Source organism: Streptomyces sp. NPDC048338 (genome assembly GCF_043201055.1).
GTDB lineage: Bacteria > Actinomycetota > Actinomycetes > Streptomycetales > Streptomycetaceae > Streptomyces.
Genome location: NZ_JBICYQ010000009.1, coordinates 129,932 through 150,565, shown reverse-complemented (window position 1 = coordinate 150,565; position 20,634 = coordinate 129,932). Strand labels below are relative to the sequence as shown.

The following is a 20,634-nucleotide window of genomic DNA, read 5'->3' as shown; positions in this document are numbered from 1 at the left end:
AGGGCAAACGCAAAGGTGACGGGGGTCACGCCGGGAGTGCGGAACCGTCGTTCGGACCCGGTGTCCGCGGGGTGCGGCATGATCGGGGTGTGACCCGACGCCTGATGCTCCTCGACACCGCTTCCCTCTACTTCCGCGCGTACTTCGGCGTGCCGGATTCGGTACGGGCCCCGGACGGCACCCCGGTGAACGCCGTGCGGGGGCTGCTGGACTTCATCACCCGGCTCGTCCAGGACCACGGGCCGGACGATCTGGTGGCCTGTATGGACGCCGACTGGCGCCCGCAGTGGCGGGTGGACCTGATCCCCTCGTACAAGGCCCACCGGGTGGCCGAGGAGACGGAGGTCGGGCCGGACGAGGAGGAGGTCCCCGACACGCTGGCCCCGCAGGTGCCGATCATCGAGGACGTCCTGGACGCGTTCGGCATCGCCCGGGTGGGGGTCGCCCCGTACGAGGCGGACGACGTGATCGGGACGCTGGCCGGGCGGGCGGCCGGCCCGGTGGACATCGTCACCGGGGACCGCGACCTCTTCCAGCTGGTGGACGACGCGCGCGGGGTGCGCGTGCTCTACCCGCGCAAGGGCGTGGGCGACTGCGATCTCGTCGACGACGAGCTGATCCGGACGAAGTACGGGGTGCGGGCCGACCAGTACGCCGACTTCGCGGCCCTGCGCGGCGACGCCAGCGACGGGCTGCCCGGGGTCAAGGGGATCGGCGAGAAGACCGCCGCGCAGCTGATCACGGAGTACGGCGACCTGGCGGGTGTCCGCGCGGCGGCCGGGGACCGCACGTCCCGGCTGACCCCGGCCAAGCGGCGGGGCATCGTGGAGGCCGCCGCGTATCTCGACGTGGCACCGAAGGTCGTCCGGGTCGCCGGCGACGTCCCGCTGCCCGCATTCGACCCGGCGCTGCCGGGCGCTCCACGGGACCCGGCGGCGCTGCAGGAGCTGGTGGCGCGCTGGGGTCTGGGCGGTGCGGTGGGGCGGCTCCTGACCGTCCTCACCCACTGAGGTGCTAGCTTAGGTAAACCTAAGTTCTCGAAGTCAGGGGAGACCGTCGTGGCAGAGCAGCCGGCGCGCAAGGCACCGAAGGCCCACGAGGCGCGGGTGGTGCGCACGGAGCGGATCACCCCGCACATGGTGCGTGTGGTGCTGGGCGGGGACGGGCTCGACGCCTTCACCGTGGGCGAGCACACGGACCACTACGTGAAGCTGCTCTTCGCGCCGGAAGGGGTGAGCTACCCGGAGCCGTTCTCGATGGAGCGGATCCGCGAGGAGTTCCCGCGCGAGCAGTGGCCGACGACGCGGACCTACACGGTGCGCGACTGGGACCCGGTCCAACGCGAGCTGACCGTCGACTTCGTGGTCCACGGCGACGAGGGCCTGGCGGGGCCGTGGGCGGCGGGGGCGCGGGCCGGCGACGTCATGCGCTTCCTCGGCCCGGGCGGCGGCTACGCGCCGGACCCGGCCGCGGACTGGCACCTGCTCGTCGGCGACGAGAGCGCCCTGCCGGCCATCGCGGTCGCGCTGGAGCGCCTGCCCGAGGGGTCCGTGGTCCACGCGTTCGTGGAGATCGCCGACGCCGGCGAGGAGCAGAAGTTCGCGACGGTGGCGGGGGTCGAGGTGACCTGGCTCCACCGGGGGGCGCGCCCCGCCGGCGAGGCCCTGCTGGAAGCGGTCCGAAGCCTGGAGTTCCCGTCGGGTGAGGTCCATGCCTTCGTGCACGGCGAGGCGGGCTTCGTGAAGGACCTCCGCAAGCATCTGCGCCTGGAGCGCGAGGTGGCGAGGGACCGGCTGTCCATCTCGGGTTACTGGCGCGCGGGCAAGACCGACGAGGCCTGGCGCGCGATCAAGCGCGAGTGGAACGACCAGGTGGAGCGCGAACAGGAGTCCTGAGCGGACCCGCCGCACGCCGGGGCGGGCGTGGGGCCGTGCGGCGGGTCCGGTGCGCCCGCATCGGCGACACCTCCCCCGGCGCGCCCTCGGCCACCCGCGCCGGGGCCCGGCGCGGCCGGCGGCCATCCGGGCCCGAAACCGGGTGACGGCTCCCCGTCCGATGCCCGGCCGTGCGGCGGGCGGTGGCCGGCCCCGGCGCACCGCACGGCCCCCGCCCGCCGGAGGCGCGAATCCCTCGGCGACCGTCAGACGTCCGTGCCGAAGACCCGGTCCGAGGCGTCGACGTGTGCGAGCCTGCGCAGCGACGCGAACAGCGCGTCGCCCAGCACCGTCCCCACCACGACTCTCTCCACGAGCTCCTCCCGCGCCATGTTGCGGGCCACGTAGTCCAGATCCGCCCGGGCGACCTGCTCCGCGGCGTCCGCGTACGCGTCGAGCACCTCCGCGAACGCCCCGTGCCCCACGTCCTCCATGGTCGCCAGGGCCACCGCCAGCGACTCGGCCGCCGGGCTCTCCGGGTGGGACCGCCAGCCGCGCCGTTCGATCAGCTCGGCCACGGCCGTTCGCGCGGCGGCGACTCCCGCCACCGGCTCCTCGTCGTGGCTCGGCACCACGCGATCGGCCGCCGCGCCCAGCACCTGGTGCACCGGCCGCTCGGTGTCCTCGATCGCCTCGATCACCTCACGGACGCCCGCCACCGACAGCCCGCCCACGTCCATGAGCGCCCGGATCAGGCGGAGGCGCCTCACGTGCGCCTCGTCGTACGAGGCCTGGTTCGGGCTCGTCAACTGCCCGGCCGGCAGCAGTCCTTCCCGTACGTAGTACTTGATCGTCGGCACCGACACTCCGGCCCTGCGACTCAACTCTCCGACGCGCACTGTCCGTTCACCTTCCTGGTCTTGCTCCGGCCTTGCCGGCCGGCACCCCCATCATAGATAGTGGAGCTATCAGATAGCGGTGAGTGCCACTATCTATAGTCACGGGGGTTTGCACATGTCCTCATCGATGCCGCGTATCCGCGAGCTCCATCGGCCGCTGGTGTGGTTCTCCGGCTCCATGGCCCTGCTCGCCGTCGTCAGCGTCGGCGGCCTGATCGTCGACGACCGCATGCTCGTCGGCGTGCCGATCTGGTCCAAGCCGTTCAAGTTCTCCGTCTCCTTCGTCGCCTATGCGATGACGCTCGCGTGGATGCTCAGCCTGCTGCCGCGCGGCCGCCGGATCGGCTGGTGGGCGGGCACCGTGCTCACCGCGGCCAGTGCCGTCGAGATGGTGATCATCACGGTCCAGGTCGTGCGGGGGCGGCAGAGCCACTTCAACAACCAGACCCCGCTCGACGCGGCGTTGTTCCAGGTCATGGGCGCCACCGTCGTGGTCCTCTGGCTCGCCGCACTCGTCATCGCGGTCCTGCTGTTACGCGCCCGCATCCTGGACCGCGCGACCACCTGGGCGGTACGCCTCGGCTCCCTGATCGCGCTCGCCGGCGCGGCCGTGGGCTTCGTGATGGTCGTGCCCACCCGGGAGCAGCTCGCCGCGGGCGACGACGCGGCGATCACCGGGGCCCACAGTGTCGGTGTGCCGGACGGGGGCCCCTCGATGGCGGTGACGGGCTGGTCCACGACCGGCGGCGACCTGCGGATCGCCCACTTCTTCGGCATGCACGCCCTGCAGGTGATCCCGCTCGTGCTGCTCGCCCTGGTCACGCTCGCCCCGCGGTTCGCCCGGCTGCGCGACGGCCGGGTCCGGCTGAGGCTGACTCTCGTCGTCTCCGGGGCGTACACGGCGACCTTCGGACTCCTGACCTGGCAGGCACTGCGCGGCCAGCCCCTGGTCCATCCCGACGGCACGACCCTGGCCGCCGCCGGCGCGATCGTCGCGCTGACCGCCGCGACCACCTGGGCCGCCCTGCGCACCCCGTCACACGTCGGACCCGGCGCCGGAACGACCGGCGACTCCGGAACCTCCCGTAAGGAGTTCGCGGCATGACCGGCTTTCTCTTCGAGTTCTCCTTCTACCTGGTCGCTCCCTTCTGGCTGCTGATGATCCTGGCGCCCGGCTGGCGGGGCACGGAACGGCTCGCGGCCTCGCCGCTCACCGTGCTGCCGGTGCTGACGGTCTATCTGGTGATGGCGATCCCGGTCTTTCCCGAGCTGTGGGCGGCGGTGAGCAGCCCGGACATCGACACCTTCCGGGACCTCGTGGCGCTCGCGGGCGGAGCGGGGGCGGTCTGGGCACAGATCCTCGCCTGGGACCTGCTGCTCGGTCAGTGGATGTACCTCGAAGGCCGCAGGCGGGGCATCTCCCCTTTCGTGATGGGGCCGTTGCTGGTGTTCACGATCCTCCTCTCCCCCTTCGGGCTGCTCGTCTTCCTGGTCCTGCGCGCGCTCCGGAAGCCCGTGGCACCTCGTCCCGGGCAGAGCGGGAGCCTCGTCGCCGGGCCGTCTACGCTGGCCTGATGCGAACGATCGACCGTGCCGTCGGGGCGGTGCTCGGCTCCGCCGTGGGAGACGCGCTGGGCGCGCCCTTCGAGTTCGGGCTGCTCGGCGTCTTCCGGGAACGCTTCCCCGACGGCAGGGGCGAGATGTGCGGGGGCGGCGGCTGGCACCCGGACGACGCCACCGAGTTCAACGGCGCGGTGTGGCCCTGCCTCGGCTCGGCGGTCTGGGCGCTGCGTACCACCGCGTCGTTCGAGGAGGCCCTGGCCGTCGCCATCGATCTGGGCGGTGACACGGACACGGTGGCCGCGGTCACCGGCCTCCTCGCGGGCGCCGTCCACGGAGCCGGCGCGATCCCCGCCCGGTGGACCGACCCCCTCCACGTCCCGCTCCCGGGCCACGGCCCCCGCACCCTCCGCTCCGACGACCTGCGGACGCTGGCCACCGCCCTGATCGCCTGAGCCGAGCAGCCGCCTGGGCCGAAGAGCCTCCCGGGCGGAGGAGCCGGGACCGAGGTTCCGCAGGTCACCGGAGGCCGCAGGCAGCCCCCGGCCGCACGGCATCCACCGGCCCACGTGCCCCCACGAGGACGGAGGCCCCCGGACCCGGCCGACCCGGAACACCGGCGCCCCACACCCCCCGAGGACTGGAACCCCGGATCTAGCCGGCCGCCGACGCCCCTCCAGCGCCCGGAACCTCACCGGCCGTGGTCTCACCGGCCGCCGCGGTCTCGCCCGACTTCGCGGTCCCACCGACCGATCCGGTCTCGCCCGCCTTCACGGTCCCACCGACCGTCGCACTCCCGCCAGCCGCCAGAGTCTCGCCGGCCGCCCCGGCAGCCCCTGCCGTCGCCGCCTGGCCGGACCCGTCCGCGCCCGGATCCGCGTCCTCCCCCATCGGCCGGCCGGGCCTCGCCCGGACGGTGGCGAGGACGTCGCGGTCCGGCTGGAGCGTGAGGCTGGGCACCGGGCGTATCTCGCCGGGGTCGAGGTCGAGGTGGAAGCGGCGGGCGAGGACCGCGAGCACCAACACGGCCTCGACCATGGCGAACCGCGTTCCGAGGCAGACCCGCGGGCCGCCGCCGAACGGGAACCAGGCGTACTCGGGTATCTCCTCGGCGCCCTTGCCCTCGGCGCTCTCCCCGTCGGCCGCGCCGCCCTCCCCCGAGGTGCCGGGCACCGCGGTGCCCCAGCGCTCCGGGCGGAACTCCTCGGGATCGCCGAACCAGCGCGCGTCCCGGTGGGTCGCCCACTGGCTGCTCCAGACCCGCGTGCCGGGCGGAACGGGCCGGCCGCCGAGGACCGCACCCTCCTTGGCGATGCCTGTCAGGAGCCAGATGGTCGGGTAGAGCCGGAGGGTCTCCTTCACCACCGCCTGGGTGTACGCCAGTTGTGCGTAGTCCTCGAAACCGGGCTCGCGGTCGCCGAGCACGCGGTCCAGCTCCTCGGCGAGTGCGGCCCGCACCCTCGGGTTCTGCGAGAGCAGGTGCCAGGCCCACACGAGGGTCGAGCTGGTGGTCTCGTGTCCGCCGATGTAGAGGGTGACGGTCTCGTCGCGGATCTCCTCGTCGGAGAGGTGGGCACCGGTCTCGTCCTGCGCCGCGAGCAGGCGGCTGAGCAGGTCGGGCCGCTCGGTGTCGCCGTCGCGGTGACGCGCGACGACCCGTCCGACCTCGGCGTCGATGACGGCGGCGGCCTTCTTGATGCGGGCGCGGCCTGGCGTGGGCACCCAGTCGGGCAGGATGGCCCCGATGCCGCTGAACTCGGCACCGATCTCCTTCTGGGCGACGTCCATGGCCCGTCCGATGACCTCGGCGTCGGCCGCCGTGTCGACGCCGAAGATGGTGCGGACGGCGATGAGCTGGGTGAGCGCCGCCATCTCCTTCTTGACGTCGACGCGCTGTCCGTCCCTCCAGCGGTCGGCGAGGGCGACCGCGCACTCGGCCATGGTGGCGGCGTAGGAACGGACCTGCTTGGGGCGGACGGACGGCTGGACGAGCGAGCGCTTGCGGCGCCAGTCGGCGCCCTTGGCGACGACCACGCCGTTGCCCAGGAGGGTGCGGAAGGCGATGCCGAGGTCGGGCTGGTCGAAGGTCCGCTCGATCTCGGTGAGAAGTTCGCCGATGGTGTCGGGATGGGCGATGAAGAGGGCGGGACTCGGTCCGAACTGCCAGCTGACGAAGTCGCCACGCTCACGCAGCCGCTCGAAGAAGGCGAGCGGGTCCTTGCCGAACTCCGGCATGTTCCCGAGCAGGGGCACTCCCCGGGGCCCCGGCACGATCTTCTGTCCGTCGGCCGCCTCGGCGGCGGCCCGCGGACCGGCTTGCGTGGTCAAGTTCTCTCCCTCTCAACGGTGTTGAACCGTGGACGACTCCATGGAATCGGAAGGGTGTGCCACTCCGCCACCCCTGTGGACAACGGGCTGTGGACAACGCGCCCCCACCGAAGGGGAGTGGGCGCCCGGCCGCGGACACCGCCCCGAACGGGGGCGCCATGGCCGGGGGAGGCGAGCACGCCGGACTCGGCGACGGAAGACCCCGTCGGGCCCGCGGCGCCGGAGAATCCTCAGGGCTCAGGAACCCGAAGGGCCCAGGGAAACCCGAAGGACTCAGGAACCCGAAGAGCCCAGGGAAACCCGAAGGGCCCGTGGCGACGGCCACGGACCCTTCGGGCGACTTCGGTGCGCCGACAGTCGGCGTCCGGCCGTCAGCCCACCGAGCTGTAGGCGACGACCCCCCTGAGCAGCGAGTCGACGGCCTTGCGGGCGTTCTTCGCGACCGTGCTGTTCTCCTTGGGCGCGGCAGCGGCGATCTGACCGAGGACGTCGATGACCTGCTTGCACCAGCGGACGAAGTCGCCGGCCGGCATCTCGGCCTCGCGCAGCACCTCGTCGAGGCTCTTGTCCGAGGCCCACTGGTAGGCGGCCCAGGCGAAGCCCAGGTCGGGCTCGCGCTGGCCGACCCCCTCCGCCTGGTTGATCTTGAACTCCTCCTCCAGGGCGTCGAGCCGGCCCCAGATCCGCACCATCTCGCCGAGCGCGGCCTTCGCGTTGCCGGTCGGCAGCTTCGGCGCCACGGCGTCGTCGGCCTGCCGCGCCTCGAAGACCAGCGCCGACACGCAGGCGGCCAGTTCGGGCGGCGTGAGGCCCTCCCAGACGCCGTCGCGCAGGCATTCGCTGGCCAGCAGGTCGAGTTCGCCGTAGAGCCGGGCGAGCCTCTTGCCGTTCTCGGTGACGGAGTCCGCCCGCAGATAGTCGAGTTCGGTGAGGAGCGCGACGATGCGGTCGAAGGTACGGGCGATGGTGTTGGTACGGCCCTCGATGCGCCGCTCCAGCTGCCGGGTGTCCCGCTGCAGCCGGTGGTAGCGCTCGGCCCAGCGGGCGTGGTCCTCGCGCTCGTCGCAGCCGTGGCAGGGGTGGGCGCGCAGTTCCGTGCGCAGCCGCGCGATCTCGCGGTCGTCCGCGGCGGCCGAGCGGTCCCTGCGGTGCCGCTCGGGGTTGATGTGCCCCCCCTTCGTACGCAGGGCGGACGCGAGGTCGCGCCGGGACTGCGGGGAGCGCGGGTTGAAGGACTTGGGGATCCTCATCCGTTCCAGGGCTTCGACGGGGACCGGGAAGTCGATCGAGGCGAGGCGCTTGACCTGCCGTTCCGCGGTGAGCACGAGCGGGCGCGGCCCGTCGTGCTGCTCGAAGCCCCGGTGGCCGTTGGTGCGGCCGGCGGGGATGCCCGGGTCGAGGACGAGGGCGAGGCCGGCGAACTTGCCGGTGGGGACGTGGATGACGTCACCGGGCTTGAGCCGCTCCAGCGAGGCCGCGGCCTGGGCACGGCGCTGGGCGGCGCCCTGCTTGGCCAGCTCGGTCTCGCGGTCCTTGAGGTCGCGGCGCAGCTGCGCGTACTCCTCGAAGTCGCCGAGGTGGCAGGTCATGCCCTCGCGGTAGCCGTCGAGGCCCTCCTCGTTCCGCTGGACCTGGCGGGAGATGCCCACGACGGACCGGTCCGCCTGGAACTGCGCGAAGGACGTCTCGAGCAGTTCGCGGGAGCGGTGCCGGCCGAACTGGTCGACGAGGTTGACGGCCATGTTGTACGACGGCTTGAAGCTGGAGCGCAGCGGGTAGGTCCGGGTGCCGGCGAGCCCGGCGAGGTGGCCTGGGTCGAGCCCGCGCTGCCACAGCACGACCGCGTGCCCCTCGACGTCGATGCCGCGTCGGCCTGCGCGGCCGGTGAGCTGTGTGTACTCGCCGGGGGTGATGTCGGCGTGCTGCTCGCCGTTCCACTTGACGAGCTTCTCCAGGACCACGGACCGGGCGGGCATGTTGATGCCCAGGGCCAGCGTCTCGGTCGCGAAGACGGCCTTGACGAGGCCGCGGACGAAGAGCTCCTCGACGACCTCCTTGAAGGTCGGGAGCATGCCGGCGTGGTGGGCCGCGATGCCGCGCTCCAGCGCTTCGAGCCACTCGTAGTAGCCGAGGACGTGCAGGTCCTCGTCGGGGATCGAGGCGGTGCGCGCCTCGACGATCTCGCGGACCCGCAGGCGCGCCTCGTCGTTGTTGAGGCGCAGCCCGGCGTACAGGCACTGCTGGACGGCGGCCTCGCAGCCGGCCCGGCTGAAGATGAAGGTGATGGCGGGCAGGAGGCCCTCGGCGTCGAGCCGTTCGATGACCTCGGGCCGGCCCGGCGTCCAGATGCGGGAGCGCTGGCGCCGCTCGCGCTCGCGGTCGGCCTCGCGGACCATCTTGCCGCGGCGGCGCTCGCGCGGGTTGTACGTGCGGGTGTTCTCGGTGCGGGCGAGGCGCATCAGGTCGGGGTTGACCTCGCGGCGGGAGGCGGCGCGGCCGCCGTGGTCGCTCTCCTCCTCGAAGAGGTCGTACATCCGGCGCCCGGCGAGGACGTGCTGCCAGAGCGGCACGGGGCGGCTCTCGGAGACGATGACCTCGGTGTCGCCGCGCACGGTGTCGAGCCAGTCGCCGAACTCCTCGGCGTTGGACACGGTGGCGGAGAGTGACACGAGCGTCACGGACTCCGGGAGGTGGATGATCACTTCCTCCCAGACGGCGCCGCGGAAGCGGTCCGAGAGGTAGTGCACCTCGTCCATGACGACGTACCCGAGACCGCTGAGGGTCTGCGAGCCCGCGTACAGCATGTTGCGCAGGACCTCGGTCGTCATGACGACGACGGGCGCCTCGGAGTTGACGCTGTTGTCGCCGGTCAGGAGGCCGACCTTGTCGGCTCCGTACCGCTTCACGAGGTCGGCGTACTTCTGGTTCGACAGCGCCTTGATCGGCGTCGTGTAGAAGCACTTGCGCCCTTGGCGCAGGGCGAGGTGGACGGCGAACTCGCCGACGATGGTCTTGCCCGAGCCGGTGGGGGCGGCCACGAGCACGCCCTTGCCCGCTTCGAGGGCCTGGCAGGCCTCGATCTGGAACGGGTCCAGACCGAACTCGTACATCTCGCGGAAGGGGGCCAGCGCCGTGGCCTGCTCGGCGTTGCGTGCCCGGGCGGCTGCGTACGCTTCGGCTGGTGTGAGGTCCTCTGTCATCTTGCTGTCGAGCCTACCCGCCGACTCGGACAGTGACGCGATCTTTAAATGACCGCCGTGGGAGAACCGCCGGACGGCGCGAACCGGCCGCGGGACAGCCCGGCACGGCCCGGGGCACGGTCGGCGGCGACGGCTACGAGCGCGGTCCGGGCTCGCGTCCGGGCTCGGGTCCGGGCTCGGGCGCCAGGATCCGGAGCGCGCCGGGCACGCAGTGCGCCGTGAGCGGCAGCGGGCCGAGCGGCTCGCCGTCGGCGTAGCCGGTGACGCCGGGCGCGTCCAGGGTGACGGCGCGCGCCCGGTGGACGGAGACCACCGGGTGGTCGAGGTGCGTGCCCCGGTAGACCCGCGGGAAGACCTTGAGCAGGGTGGTGCGGGAGCAGTCGCCGACGACGGTCACGTCGAGGAGGCCGTCGTCCATGCGGGCGTCGGCGCAGATACGCATGCCCCCGCCGTAGGAGGTGCCGTTGCCCACGGCGACGAGGGTGGCGTCGATCAGCCGCTCGCTGCCGTCGTCGAGGGTGAGCCGGTAGGGGACGGGCTTGAAGGCGGCGAGCTCGGCGATCATGGCGAGGTCGTACTTGAACCGGCCGGCGGGCAGCCGCATGCGGTTGCCGCGGTCGTTGACGCGGGAGTCGAACCCGGACGCGAGGACGGTCCCGAACCAGCGGTCACCGACCCTGCCGAGGTCGATGCGCCGGCCGCCGGCCGCGAGCAGTCCGGCGGTGAGCCGGGCCGCGGCCCCGGGTTCGCGCAGGGGGAGGCCGACGGCGCGGGCGAAGTCGTTCCCGGTACCGACGGCGACGACACCGAGGGGGGTGGACGTGCCGGCCACCGCCTGGAGGGCGAGGGAGACCATGCCGTCGCCGCCGACGGCGACGAGGGCGCCGGTCCCCCGGGCCACGGCCTCACGGGCGCGCCGCAGGGCGTCGGGGGCGTCGGATCCCTGGACGGTGCGGACGGAGAAGCCGGCCTCCCGGAACGCACGAGCGGCCGGCAGCGCGGCGTGCGCGCCCCGGCCGCGTCCCGCGGTGGGATTGACGAACAGGGTGATCTCGCTGGTCATGGGTCCCCCCGGGGCTGAGTCTGCGGGGGGACCCTACAAGATCAGGTGATGTCGTCGTAACCGCCCTGACGATGTGCGCGGGCTCCGTCGCCATCGCCGGTGGCCTGCTCGGGCAGGGCCCGGACGGCGCTGACGGGTTCGACGGCTCCGACGGCCTCGGGGGTGTGGTCCAGGACCGACGCCTCGTCGTCGTCGAGCTCGGCGTCCCGGTCGCGACGGGCGCGGCGCCGGTCGTTCAGCAGCGAGAAGCCGACGGCGGCGAAGTACAGCACGGTGATGGGGCCGGCCAGGGCCAGCATGCCGACGGGGTCCGTGGTGGGGGTGATCACGGCGCCGAAGACGAAGACGCCCATGATCACGCCGCGCCACCAGCCGGCCATCCGGCGGCCGGTCAGGATGCCGGTCAGGTTGAGCATCACCAGGACCAGGGGGAGCTCGAAGGCGAGGCCGAAGACGAGCACCATGCGCAGGGTGAAGTCGAGGACGTCACCGAGGGACAGGATGTTCGCCGAGCCACCGGGCGTGAGGCTGATGAGCACCTTCACGCTGATGGGAAGAATGAGGTACGCGAGGTACGCGCCGGCGGTGAACAGCGGCACCGCGGCGCCGACGAAGGCGTACGTGTACTTCTTCTCGTTCTTGTGCAGGCCCGGGGCGATGAAGGCCCACAGCTGGTAGAGCCAGATCGGGCTCGCGACGACGAGGCCGGTCACGAGGCTGACCTGGATCGTCGTGCTGAACGGGGCGATCAGCGTGTTGAAGGAGACGATCGCGCAGTTGCCGCCGTCGCTGGTCACGCCGGGGGCGCACTTGGGCACCGACTTCGTCAGGAACTGCATCAGGTCCTCGCTGTACACGAGGGCCACGACGGTGACCGCGGCGATGGCCAGGAGGCCCTTCGCCATGCGGTTACGGAGCTCACGCAGGTGTTCCACGAGGGGCATGCGGCCCTCGGGATCCTTCACCTGCTTGCGGGCAGACTTGAGCAACCCACGTCCTCATCTCGTGCGGCAGGCCGCCGCTCGGTGCGGCGGACTGCGGCGGACCGGGTCAGCGCTTGGTGGTGTCCGAGGGCTCGGTCACGGGCCGCGCGCTGGTCACGTCCCCGGGCGATGCCTGGATGGTGCGCGGGGCGGCCTGGTCCGCGGCGCCGGGGTGCGGCGGGTCGGCGGGGGCGGTCTGCTGGTCGTCCGACTTCATCGCCTTGGCCTCGCTCTTGAGGATGCGGGCCGACTTGCCGAGGGAACGGGCCATGTCCGGGAGCTTCTTGGCGCCGAACAGCAGGATGATGACGACGAGGATCAGAATGATCTCGGTGGGGCCGAGCCTACCCATAGCTGTTTACCTTCTTCACCGAGGCGACATGGAGTGCGTTGCCCGGCGGGTCGGACATGCGTCCGGCCACCGCGCTGTCTGCGATCGTAACCCGCAGGAGTAAACGCAGGGCAATGCCCGTGCATACTCACGATTGCGGACCGGGCGGGCCCCGCCGGGGCCCCACGTCGCAGGGTGAGGCACGGTTTCAGCGCAGGGACTCGCCGGTGCGCGCCAGGTCTCCGGCCGCCCTTTCGAGGTCTTCGGCGGCCCGGCTGATGCGGGCCGTGGTGTCCGCGACCTGGCGGCCGAGCCGCTGGGCCTCGACGAAGACCTTGATGCCGAGGACGCCGAGGACGGCGATGCCGAGGAATCCGAGAGCGATGGCGAGCATGGGCCAGAACATGTGCCGAGCCTAGACGCTGCGCGGACCGCGACGTGTCAGACGGTGGGGTGCAGGCGCAGGGTGCGGACGCCGCCGCCGGTGAGGAGTTCGACGATCCGCTCCCCCGCGGGCTTGCGGACGGCGCTGCCGCACTCGGGGCAGGTGAAGGAGTAGAACGTGGTGCGGCGGCTCGCTCCGATGGCGAGGCGCAGGGCGCTCGCGGCGAGTTCGAAGCGGGAGCGGCAGTCGGGGCAGGCGGCCTTGAAGAACACCGGCGCGATCGATGCCGTCATTCCGTGCATCACGGACAATTCCCTCATCCCTTTCGACTCCCCCGCACACGCGCGCTCGCGCGATCCGATCGGTTCCACAGACAACAGCGCCCACCGCACGGGGAATGTCACCTTCCCCTTTCCCCGCCCGCGGGCGGGGGTCCGTCAGCCGCCGTCCCCGTAGGCGGCGAGGGCGTCCGCGGCGGCCTGCCGGGCGCTGTCGGCGAGTTCCTGCGGGGCCACGATCCGCCCGTCGCTGCCGAGCCGCAGCGCGAGCCTGCGCAGCGAGGCCGGGGCGGGCGTGCGCAGGGTGATGCGCAGTCCGCCGTCGGCCAGCTCCTCGGCCCGGTCGTGCGGGTAGTACTCGGCGACCCAGCGACCGCCGGGCCCGACCTCCACGACGACCTCGGGATCCTCGGCCGAGGGCTGGACGAGCCCTTCGGACAGGTCGCGCAGCTCGATCTCCGGCGGTGCGGACTGCTCGTCCAGGATCCGGATCTCGGCGACGCGGTCGAGACGGAAGGTGCGGCGCGCCTCGGAGAGCCGGCACCACGCCTCCATGTAGGTGTGGCCGACGGCGAAGAGGCGGATCGGGTCGACCTCACGCTCGGTCAGTTCGTCGCGGGCGGGCGAGTAGTACCGCACCCACAGCCGGCGTCGCTCCGAGATCGCCCGGTCGACCTCGGCGAAGACGCCGCCCTCGGACTCGAAGGTGACCGAGAGCCGGGCGCTGGCGCCGGCGGTCTCACCGGCCGCCGTCTCCAGCTTGGCGGTCGCGCGCAGCAGCGCCTCCCGGTCGCTCTCGCGCAGTCCGGGCAGGGTGGCGACGGCCCGGGCGGCGACCAGCAGCGCGGTCGCCTCGTCGGCGGCCAGCCGCAGCGGCTCGGCGACGTCGTCGGGGTTGTGCCACCAGATGCGGTCGCCGTCGGTGTCGATGTCGAGGAGGTCGCCACCGCGGAAGCTGGTGCCGCACATCGGCAGCACGTCGAGGTCGGAGATCAGCTCGTCCTCGGTGATGCCGAAGGCGCGCGCGACGTCGGCGACGTGGGCGCCGGGCCGCTCGCGGAGGTAGGTGACGAGGGAGAGCATCCGCCTCGTCTGATCGATCGCGTTCGCTGCCATGCCGTTCGTCCCCTCAGCCCTTGGCCACGGCGCGCAGCCGGTCCATCACGTCGGCCCGCAGGTCGGCGGGCTCCAGTACGACGACGTCCGGACCGAACTCGACGAGCCAGGCGTCCAGGCCGTGTCCGTACGGGATCTCCAGCTCGTCCCAGCCGTCCGCACCCTCGCTCACCGAGCGGGCGCGGGACCGCAGCGGGTAGCCGCAGCCCGCGCGCAGCCGGATCCGGGCCGAGCGGGTGGCGATCTCGCCGGACCAGCGCTCGACGGTCTCCCGGACGGTGACGACGTCGGGCACGGGCGCGGTGAAGGCGCCGGCCCGGGAGCGGACCTTGCCGGTGATGCGGGAGAGACGGAAGACGCGCTCGGCGCCGCGGTCGCGGTCCCAGCCGGCGAGGTACCAGTGGCCGCGCACGCACTCGAGCGTCCAGGGCTCCACCTGGCGGGTCTCGGGGCGGGCGGCGGTGGCCTTGCGGTAGTCGAAGACGACGGGGCGACGGTCGCGGCAGGCCAGCATCAGGGGCTCGAACGCGGCCTCGTGCACGGGGATGCGCGGCTCCAGCGCACTGTGCTGCGCCTCGTACGAGTCCTCGGCCTCGGGCATCCCGGCGGCGCGGAGCTTCTGCAGGGCGCCGCTGGCGGCCCCGGCGAGACGGGCCTGCTGCCAGACCTTCGCGGCCAGGCCGAGCGCGGCGGCCTCCTCGGCGTCCAGCGTGATGGGCGGAAGGCGGTTGGAGTCGCGCCGGGCGAGGTAGCCGGTCTCGCCCTCCAGGTTCTCGACCGTCGCGATGACCAGGCCGAGCTCGCGCAGATCGTCCTTGTCGCGCTCGAACATCCGGTTGAACGAGTCGTCGGTGCTCGCTTCCATGTACGCCTCGATGGAGCCGCGGAGCTCCCGCTTGGAGAGCGGCCGCCGGGTCCCGAGCAGACAGAGCGCCAGATTCATCAGCCGCTCGGCCTTGGCAATCGCCATCGACGCCCTGCACCTCTTCTGCCGGATTGACTTCTCGGACGTCCGACCGTACCGCCCCGGGGTGTCCGGGCAAAAGCCGAGGGCCCATGCCGGACGGCATGGGCCCTCGTCATGACCGTTTACGGTCGGATGCGACCGATCAGACGGCGACCAGGTCGCAGACGAAGATCAGCGTCTCGCCCGGGGCGATCTTGCCGCCGGCGCCGCGGTCTCCGTACGCGAGGTGCGCGGGGATGATCAGCTGGCGGCGGCCGCCGACCTTCATGCCCTGCACGCCCTTGTCCCAGCCCTGGATGACCTGGCCCACACCGAGCTGGAACTGCAGCGGAGTGCCGCGGTTCCAGGAGGAGTCGAACTCCTCGCCGGTGGAGAAGGAGACGCCCACGTAGTGGACGGAGACGGTGGCGCCGGCCTTGGCCTCCGGACCGTCGCCCTCCCAGATGTCCTTGATCTCCAGGTCCTTCGGCGGCTCGCCGCCCGGGAAGTCGACCTCGGGCTTCTCGATGCTCACTGCACTGCTCCTCATACCGATGTACTGCGTCGGGACAGTCTTACACCTTCGCCAGGATGTCCACGGCGAACACCAGCGTGGAGTTCTTCGGGATTCCCTGCTTCTCCTCGTTCCCGAACGCCTCGGACGGCGGGGCGACGATCAGGATGCGGCTGCCCACCTTCTTGCCGGTGATGCCGTCCTTGAGACCCTTCAGGGTCAGCTGGGCGAGCGGGAAGTTCTCGGTCTTGCCCCGCGCGTAGGTGGAGTCGAAGACCTTGCCGTCCTTCCACAGCGCCGCGACGTAGTTCACGACGACCGTGTCGGTGTTCTTGACGACCTCGCCCTTGGACTCCAGGACGTAGTTCGAGACGAGCTTGGTCGGCGGGTCGACCTTGGGGACGGTCAGCGAGGGCGCCTTGCCGTCGGTGTTGGTACCGACCTTCGGCAGGTCCTTGTCGTCCTGGGCGACCGCGGTGCCCGTGGCGGACTTGGGGATCGTGGTCGCCTTCAGGATGTCCACGACGAAGACGAGGGTGGCGTTGGGCTTGATGTCGCCCTGACCCTGCGCGCCGTAGCCGAGGTCCGGCGGGATGCCCAGCTCGACCCGGCTTCCGACGGTCTGGCCTTCCAGGCCCTGGTCCCAGCCCTTGATGACCTGACCGGCGCCCAGCGTCAGGTCGAACGGCTGGCCGCGGTCGAAGCTGTTGTCGAAGGGGGTGGTGGAGTCCCACGCCTGACCCAGGTAGTTCACCTGGATCGCGTCGCCCTTCTTCGTGACCGCGCCGTCGCCCTTGCTGATCACATTGACCTTGAGCTCCTTGGGCGGATCCCCCTCTCCCTTGGCGAGGGTGGGCTTCTCTCCGAACTTCTCGCCCGCGGTGATGGCGGGCAGCCCGTTCTTCATCGAGGCGGAATCGGAGCCCTTGTCGTCGCTGCCGCAGGCCGCTGTCGAGAGCAGCAGCAGCGGGACGACCAGTAGGCCGGCAAGTCGGCGCACGTGTTCCTCAGATCTCAGACGGCACAGTAGTTGCTCGACACTCTAAGGGCTGTCCCGTGATCCGCGGCGGGTGCACGACGCCGGCTACGGCACCTCGCCGCATGGTCGGATCGCCCGAATACGCCCAGTATGAGGACGACCCTCCGCCGTGCGATGCACCGCATCCGACGACGCAGTCAGGCCCCGCACGTGGGACGTGCGGGGCCTGACGTGCCGTGAGGCCGGATCTACATTCCGGCGATCAGCTTCTCCACCCGGTCGTCCACCGACCGGAAGGGGTCCTTGCACAACACGGTGCGCTGGGCCTGGTCGTTGAGCTTGAGGTGGACCCAGTCGACGGTGAAGTCCCGTCGCTGCTCCTGCGCGCGGCGGATGAAGTCGCCGCGCAGTCGCGCCCTGGTGGTCTGCGGGGGCACGGACTTGCCCTCGAAGATCTTCATGTCGTTGCAGATCCGGGCCGCCTGCCCCTTCCTCTCCAGGAGGTAGTAGAGCCCTCGGCGGCGGTGGATGTCGTGGTAGGCGAGGTCTATCTGCGCGACCCGCGGGTGCGACATGGTCATGTTGTTCTTCGCCCGGTACCGCTCGATGAGCTTGTACTTCATGACCCAGTCGATCTCGGTGCCGATGCGGTCGAGGTCCTCGGCCTCGATGGCGTCGAGCGTGCGGCCCCACAGCTCCAGCACCTGGGCGACCGTGCCGGTGCGGATGCCGCGGCGGTCGACGAAGTCGGCGGCCTTCTCGTAGTACTCGCGCTGGACCTCCAGGGCGGAGGCCTCGCGCCCGCTGGCGAGACGGACCTTGCGCTGGCCGGTGATGTCGTGACTGACCTCGCGGATGGCCCGGATGGGGTTCTCCAGCGTCAGGTCGCGCATCACGGTGCCCGCCTCGATCATGCGCAGCACCAGGTCGGTGGCGCCGACCTTGAGCAGCATGGTCGTCTCGGACATGTTCGAGTCGCCGACGATGACGTGGAGACGGCGGTACCGCTCCGCGTCCGCGTGCGGCTCGTCACGGGTGTTGATGATGGGCCGGGAGCGGGTCGTCGCGGAGCTGACGCCCTCCCAGATGTGCTCCGCCCGCTGGGAGACGCAGTAGACGGCGCCGCGTGGGGTCTGGAGGACCTTGCCGGCACCGCAGATGAGCTGCCGGGTGACGAGGAAGGGAATGAGGATGTCCGCGAGCCGGGAGAACTCTCCGTGGCGGGCGACGAGATAGTTCTCGTGGCAGCCGTAGGAGTTTCCCGCCGAATCGGTGTTGTTCTTGAAGAGATAGACGTCGCCGGCGATTCCCTCCTCGTGCAGGCGGCGTTCGGCGTCGACGAGCAGACCTTCGAGAATGCGCTCGCCGGCCTTGTCGTGGGTGACCAGTTCGGTCACGTTGTCGCATTCCGGTGTTGCGTATTCCGGATGCGAACCCACGTCGAGGTACAGGCGGGCGCCGTTCCGCAGGAAGACATTGCTGCTGCGGCCCCATGACACGACACGGCGGAAGAGGTAGCGCGCCACTTCGTCAGGAGACAGTCGGCGCTGTCCCCTGAACGTGCACGTGACGCCGTACTCGTTCTCCAGCCCGAAAATGCGGCGGTCCATGACTGAACATTACGCCTGATGCCCTGTGCTGAAACCGGGTTCGACGGCCCCGTTTCGATCATTTTCCGATGAGTGCGTGTTCTTTTCGGCGTGTCCGGGGTTCCCGCCGCCGGCGGCCACGGCGTGTCGTGTCCTGCGGCCGGGCGTCCCGAGCACGCGGCCGGTGGCCAGGAGGACCAGGAGCGCCGCGAAACCTCCGGCGCCCGCGACACCGAAGCCCGCGGTGGTTCCGGAGAGTTCGACGACGGGTCCGGCGACGGCCGAGCCGAGGGCGGCCCCGACCCCGAAGGTGGTGACGAGCCAGGAGAAGGCCTCGGTGACCGTGCCGGTCGGCGCGTGCCGGTCGACGACGATGAAGCCGCACGCGAGGGCGGGGGCGAGGAAGACGCCGGCGAGCGCGGCGAGCGCGGTCATCGGGACGACCCCGGGCGTGAGCATCAGGGGCAGGTAGCACAGGGCCAGCAGGCCGACGATGACGCGCAGCCGCCGCTCGGGGGCGCCGGACCAGTGGCGGGCGCCGTAGGCGACGCCGCCGATGAGGGCGCCGAGGCCGAGCGCGGCCATCAGCCAGCCGTAGGCCGCCTCGTTGCCCTGGTCGTCGGCGTACGCGAGGCCGGCGACGGTGATGGAGCCGAGGGCGAGGCCGACGAAGAAGAACGAGCCGAGCAGGGCGAGCAGTCCGGGCGAGCGCAGGGCGCCGAGCCAGTGGGCCTCGCGGGGTTCGGAGCGCCAGGCGCGGGAGGGCTCGGAGACGACGACGGAGAGCGCGCCGATGACGCCGAGGACGTTGATGACGACGAGGGCGGCGGCGGGTGACCAGAGGGCGACGAGGAGGGTCAGCAGCAGCGGACCGACCGTGAACATGACCTCCTGGGCGACGGCGTCCAGGGCGTAGGCGCGGTGGACCCGGTCCTCGCGCCCCAGCACGCTCGGCCACAGGGCGCGCAGGCCGCCTTCGAGGGGCGGGGTGAGGAGTCCGGCGACGACCACGGCCGCGTAGGCGAGAGGGAGGTGGCCGATGCCGGCCAGGGCCAGGACGATCATGCCGAGGGCGGAGACGAGGGCGGCCGGGAGCTGGACGCGGGGCTGCCCCTTGAGGTCGACGGCCCGGCCCAGGAGGGGCTGTCCGACGGCGGTGGCGATGCCGTAGGCGGCGGTGAGGCCGCCGGCGAGGCTGTAGCTGCCGCCCTCGGCGCGGGTGAAGAGGACGATCGCGATGGGGCCGGTCCCGTTGGGGAGCCGGCCCACGAGGGTCCCGGTGAGCAGCCGCAGGGCGTGCGGCGCCCCGAGGATGTCGCGATAGCCGCCCGTCGCCTTGGCCTCGGTGGCCATGTCCGTCTCCTCTCCCCCGGCGCCCACCCCCGAGGTTTTACGTATAACGTCTTGCGTCATACGTACCATGGCGGCATCCCGTGGGTCCAGCCCACGGGTCGGCAGCAGGCAGGGACCGTAGATCGCGGAGGCATGTGTGCAGACCCCGGAACCGCTCGGCGGACCGCGGCCGACCAGTCGTGACGTCGCCAGGGCCGCTGGGGTCTCCCAGGCCACCGTCTCGCTGGTGCTGGGCGACAAATGGCGCGGCCGGGTCTCGGAGCGGACGGCGGAGTCGGTACGGGAGGCCGCGCGAGGGCTCGGGTACCGGCCGAACCTCGCGGCGCGCAACCTGCGCCTCGGCCGGACCAGGACCGCCCTCCTCGTGGTCCCGGCGCTGACCAACGAGTTCTTCGCCCGCGTCTACACCGGCGCCGCCACGGTCGCCGCCCGCCACGGCTTCGGCGTGGTGCTCTACCCCTCCCCCGACGGCGTCGGACCCGCCCGGGACCCCTTCGCCTCGGCCCGCGCCGCGCTCGACGGCGTCATCGCCTCGTCCATGGCCTCCGACGCCCTGGAGGCGTTCCGGGGGACGGACCTGCCGCTGGTGATGCTGGACAGCGACCCCGCCGACACCGCGGCGGCGGCGCACGTGAACCTCGACGTCGCCGACGGCATGCGGCAGGTCACCGGGCATCTGCTGGGCCTCGGCCACCGCAGCTTCGTCCACCTCGCCTCCGCCGTGCCGTCCTGGACCTTCGACGTGCGGGCGGCGGCCCTGACGGAGGCGCTGCGGGACGTGTCCGTACGCACCGTCCGCGCCCCGCTGGACGTCGACGGCGCCCGGGCCGCCGCCGAGCGGGCCCTCACTGGCCCGGGCCCCCGGCCGACGGCACTGATCTGCGACGACGACATCCTGGCGGCCGGCGCCTGCAAGGCGGTCCGGCGGCTGGGGCTGCGCGTGCCCGAGGACGTCTCGGTCACCGGCTTCGACGACCTGGCGCTCGCGACGGCGCTGGAGCCCGAGCTCACCACGATCCGGCTGCCCGCCGAGACCATCGGGGAGCGGGGCATGGCGGCGCTCCTCGCCGTCCTGGCGGGCGAGACGCCGCAGGCCGGCGATCTGCCCGTCACACTGAAGCCCCGCGGCTCCTCGGGCCCGCCGCCCGCGGTCTGACGTCAGGGCTCGCGCCGCGGCGCCCCACCGGAGTCCGGGTACGCGTCGGCCCCGGTCCGCGGGGCGGGCCGGGGCCGACG

Annotated in this window: 18 protein-coding genes and 2 pseudogenes; 6 read left to right on the top strand and 14 right to left on the bottom strand. The window is 72.1% G+C overall.

All coding sequences use genetic code 11. The annotated features are described in order from the left end of the window. The first annotated feature begins 104 nt into the window (after positions 1 to 104). Complete coding sequence (locus ACGFZF_RS21770) at positions 105 to 1,010, top strand: 5'-3' exonuclease H3TH domain-containing protein (RefSeq protein ID WP_393556763.1); 906 nt, start codon at positions 105 to 107, stop codon at positions 1,008 to 1,010. A gap of 48 nt (positions 1,011 to 1,058) precedes the next feature. After that, positions 1,059 to 1,895, top strand: a complete 837-nt coding sequence (locus tag ACGFZF_RS21765; protein WP_393556416.1) for a siderophore-interacting protein — start codon at positions 1,059 to 1,061, stop codon at positions 1,893 to 1,895. Positions 1,896 to 2,140: 245 nt separating this feature from the next. On the opposite strand, the gene ACGFZF_RS21760 is transcribed toward ACGFZF_RS21765, so the two are convergent. Further along, positions 2,141 to 2,773: a MerR family transcriptional regulator gene (locus ACGFZF_RS21760; protein WP_393556414.1), complete on the bottom strand. Its 633-nt coding sequence runs from the start codon at positions 2,771 to 2,773 to the stop codon at positions 2,141 to 2,143. A 127-nt stretch (positions 2,774 to 2,900) separates the two neighbouring features. On the opposite strand from ACGFZF_RS21760, the gene ACGFZF_RS21755 reads away from it, so the two are divergent. From ACGFZF_RS21755 to ACGFZF_RS21745, 3 genes and pseudogenes are all read left to right on the top strand, one after another. Beyond that, the gene (locus tag ACGFZF_RS21755) at positions 2,901 to 3,878 is read left to right on the top strand and encodes a hypothetical protein (protein ID WP_393556761.1); all 978 of its coding nucleotides are present in this window, start codon (positions 2,901 to 2,903) and stop codon (positions 3,876 to 3,878) included. Then, positions 3,875 to 4,348, top strand: coding sequence for an ABA4-like family protein (locus tag ACGFZF_RS21750; RefSeq protein ID WP_393556412.1), 474 nt, complete (start codon positions 3,875 to 3,877; stop codon positions 4,346 to 4,348). Before ACGFZF_RS21755 ends, ACGFZF_RS21750 begins: the two co-directional genes overlap by 4 nt. A 140-nt stretch (positions 4,349 to 4,488) precedes the next feature. Beyond that, a pseudogene (locus ACGFZF_RS21745) lies at positions 4,489 to 4,788 on the top strand (ADP-ribosylglycohydrolase family protein); the annotation flags it as partial. 448 nt (positions 4,789 to 5,236) lie between these two features. Here the strand turns inward: ACGFZF_RS21745 and ACGFZF_RS21740 are convergent. The 13 genes and pseudogenes from ACGFZF_RS21740 to ACGFZF_RS21680 all read right to left on the bottom strand — a co-directional run. Next, a pseudogene (locus ACGFZF_RS21740) lies at positions 5,237 to 6,661 on the bottom strand (cytochrome P450); the annotation flags it as partial. 371 nt (positions 6,662 to 7,032) lie between these two features. After that, positions 7,033 to 9,861 carry a DEAD/DEAH box helicase gene (locus ACGFZF_RS21735; protein WP_393556410.1) on the bottom strand — a complete coding sequence of 943 codons (2,829 nt, stop codon included), beginning with the start codon at positions 9,859 to 9,861 and terminating at the stop codon, positions 7,033 to 7,035. Positions 9,862 to 9,994: 133 nt separating this feature from the next. Beyond that, entirely contained in the window at positions 9,995 to 10,924 is a 930-nt protein-coding gene (locus tag ACGFZF_RS21730) for a diacylglycerol kinase (RefSeq protein ID WP_393556408.1), read from the bottom strand. Positions 10,925 to 10,965: 41 nt separating this feature from the next. Further along, positions 10,966 to 11,868 carry a twin-arginine translocase subunit TatC gene (gene tatC / locus ACGFZF_RS21725; protein ID WP_393556759.1) on the bottom strand — a complete coding sequence of 301 codons (903 nt, stop codon included), beginning with the start codon at positions 11,866 to 11,868 and terminating at the stop codon, positions 10,966 to 10,968. A 106-nt stretch (positions 11,869 to 11,974) separates the two neighbouring features. Next, the gene (gene tatA / locus ACGFZF_RS21720) at positions 11,975 to 12,259 is read right to left on the bottom strand and encodes a Sec-independent protein translocase subunit TatA (protein ID WP_393556406.1); all 285 of its coding nucleotides are present in this window, start codon (positions 12,257 to 12,259) and stop codon (positions 11,975 to 11,977) included. Positions 12,260 to 12,446: 187 nt separating this feature from the next. Beyond that, a complete protein-coding gene (locus ACGFZF_RS21715) occupies positions 12,447 to 12,644 on the bottom strand; it encodes a hypothetical protein (RefSeq protein ID WP_393556404.1) in 198 nt (65 codons plus the stop codon). 35 nt (positions 12,645 to 12,679) lie between these two features. Next, positions 12,680 to 12,943, bottom strand: a complete 264-nt coding sequence (locus ACGFZF_RS21710; RefSeq protein ID WP_356601017.1) for a hypothetical protein — start codon at positions 12,941 to 12,943, stop codon at positions 12,680 to 12,682. 117 nt (positions 12,944 to 13,060) lie between these two features. Further along, complete coding sequence (locus ACGFZF_RS21705; protein ID WP_356601018.1) at positions 13,061 to 14,017, bottom strand: WYL domain-containing protein; 957 nt, start codon at positions 14,015 to 14,017, stop codon at positions 13,061 to 13,063. A 13-nt stretch (positions 14,018 to 14,030) separates the two neighbouring features. Next, positions 14,031 to 14,987 (bottom strand): WYL domain-containing protein, encoded by a 957-nt coding sequence (locus ACGFZF_RS21700; RefSeq protein WP_356779961.1) that lies wholly within the window; start codon positions 14,985 to 14,987, stop codon positions 14,031 to 14,033. Between the two features lie 139 nt (positions 14,988 to 15,126). Further along, complete coding sequence (locus ACGFZF_RS21695) at positions 15,127 to 15,498, bottom strand: FKBP-type peptidyl-prolyl cis-trans isomerase (RefSeq protein ID WP_147977214.1); 372 nt, start codon at positions 15,496 to 15,498, stop codon at positions 15,127 to 15,129. A gap of 40 nt (positions 15,499 to 15,538) precedes the next feature. Then, positions 15,539 to 16,477, bottom strand: a complete 939-nt coding sequence (locus ACGFZF_RS21690) for an FKBP-type peptidyl-prolyl cis-trans isomerase (protein WP_393556400.1) — start codon at positions 16,475 to 16,477, stop codon at positions 15,539 to 15,541. A 227-nt stretch (positions 16,478 to 16,704) separates the two neighbouring features. After that, a complete protein-coding gene (gene pafA / locus ACGFZF_RS21685; RefSeq protein ID WP_147977216.1) occupies positions 16,705 to 18,066 on the bottom strand; it encodes a Pup--protein ligase in 1,362 nt (453 codons plus the stop codon). Between the two features lie 9 nt (positions 18,067 to 18,075). Then, entirely contained in the window at positions 18,076 to 19,398 is a 1,323-nt protein-coding gene (locus tag ACGFZF_RS21680) for an MFS transporter (RefSeq protein WP_393556398.1), read from the bottom strand. A 136-nt stretch (positions 19,399 to 19,534) separates the two neighbouring features. Here ACGFZF_RS21680 and ACGFZF_RS21675 point away from each other — a divergent pair, with 136 nt between their 5' ends. Continuing rightward, positions 19,535 to 20,554, top strand: coding sequence for a LacI family DNA-binding transcriptional regulator (locus ACGFZF_RS21675; protein ID WP_393556396.1), 1,020 nt, complete (start codon positions 19,535 to 19,537; stop codon positions 20,552 to 20,554). The last annotated feature ends 80 nt before the right edge of the window (positions 20,555 to 20,634 follow it).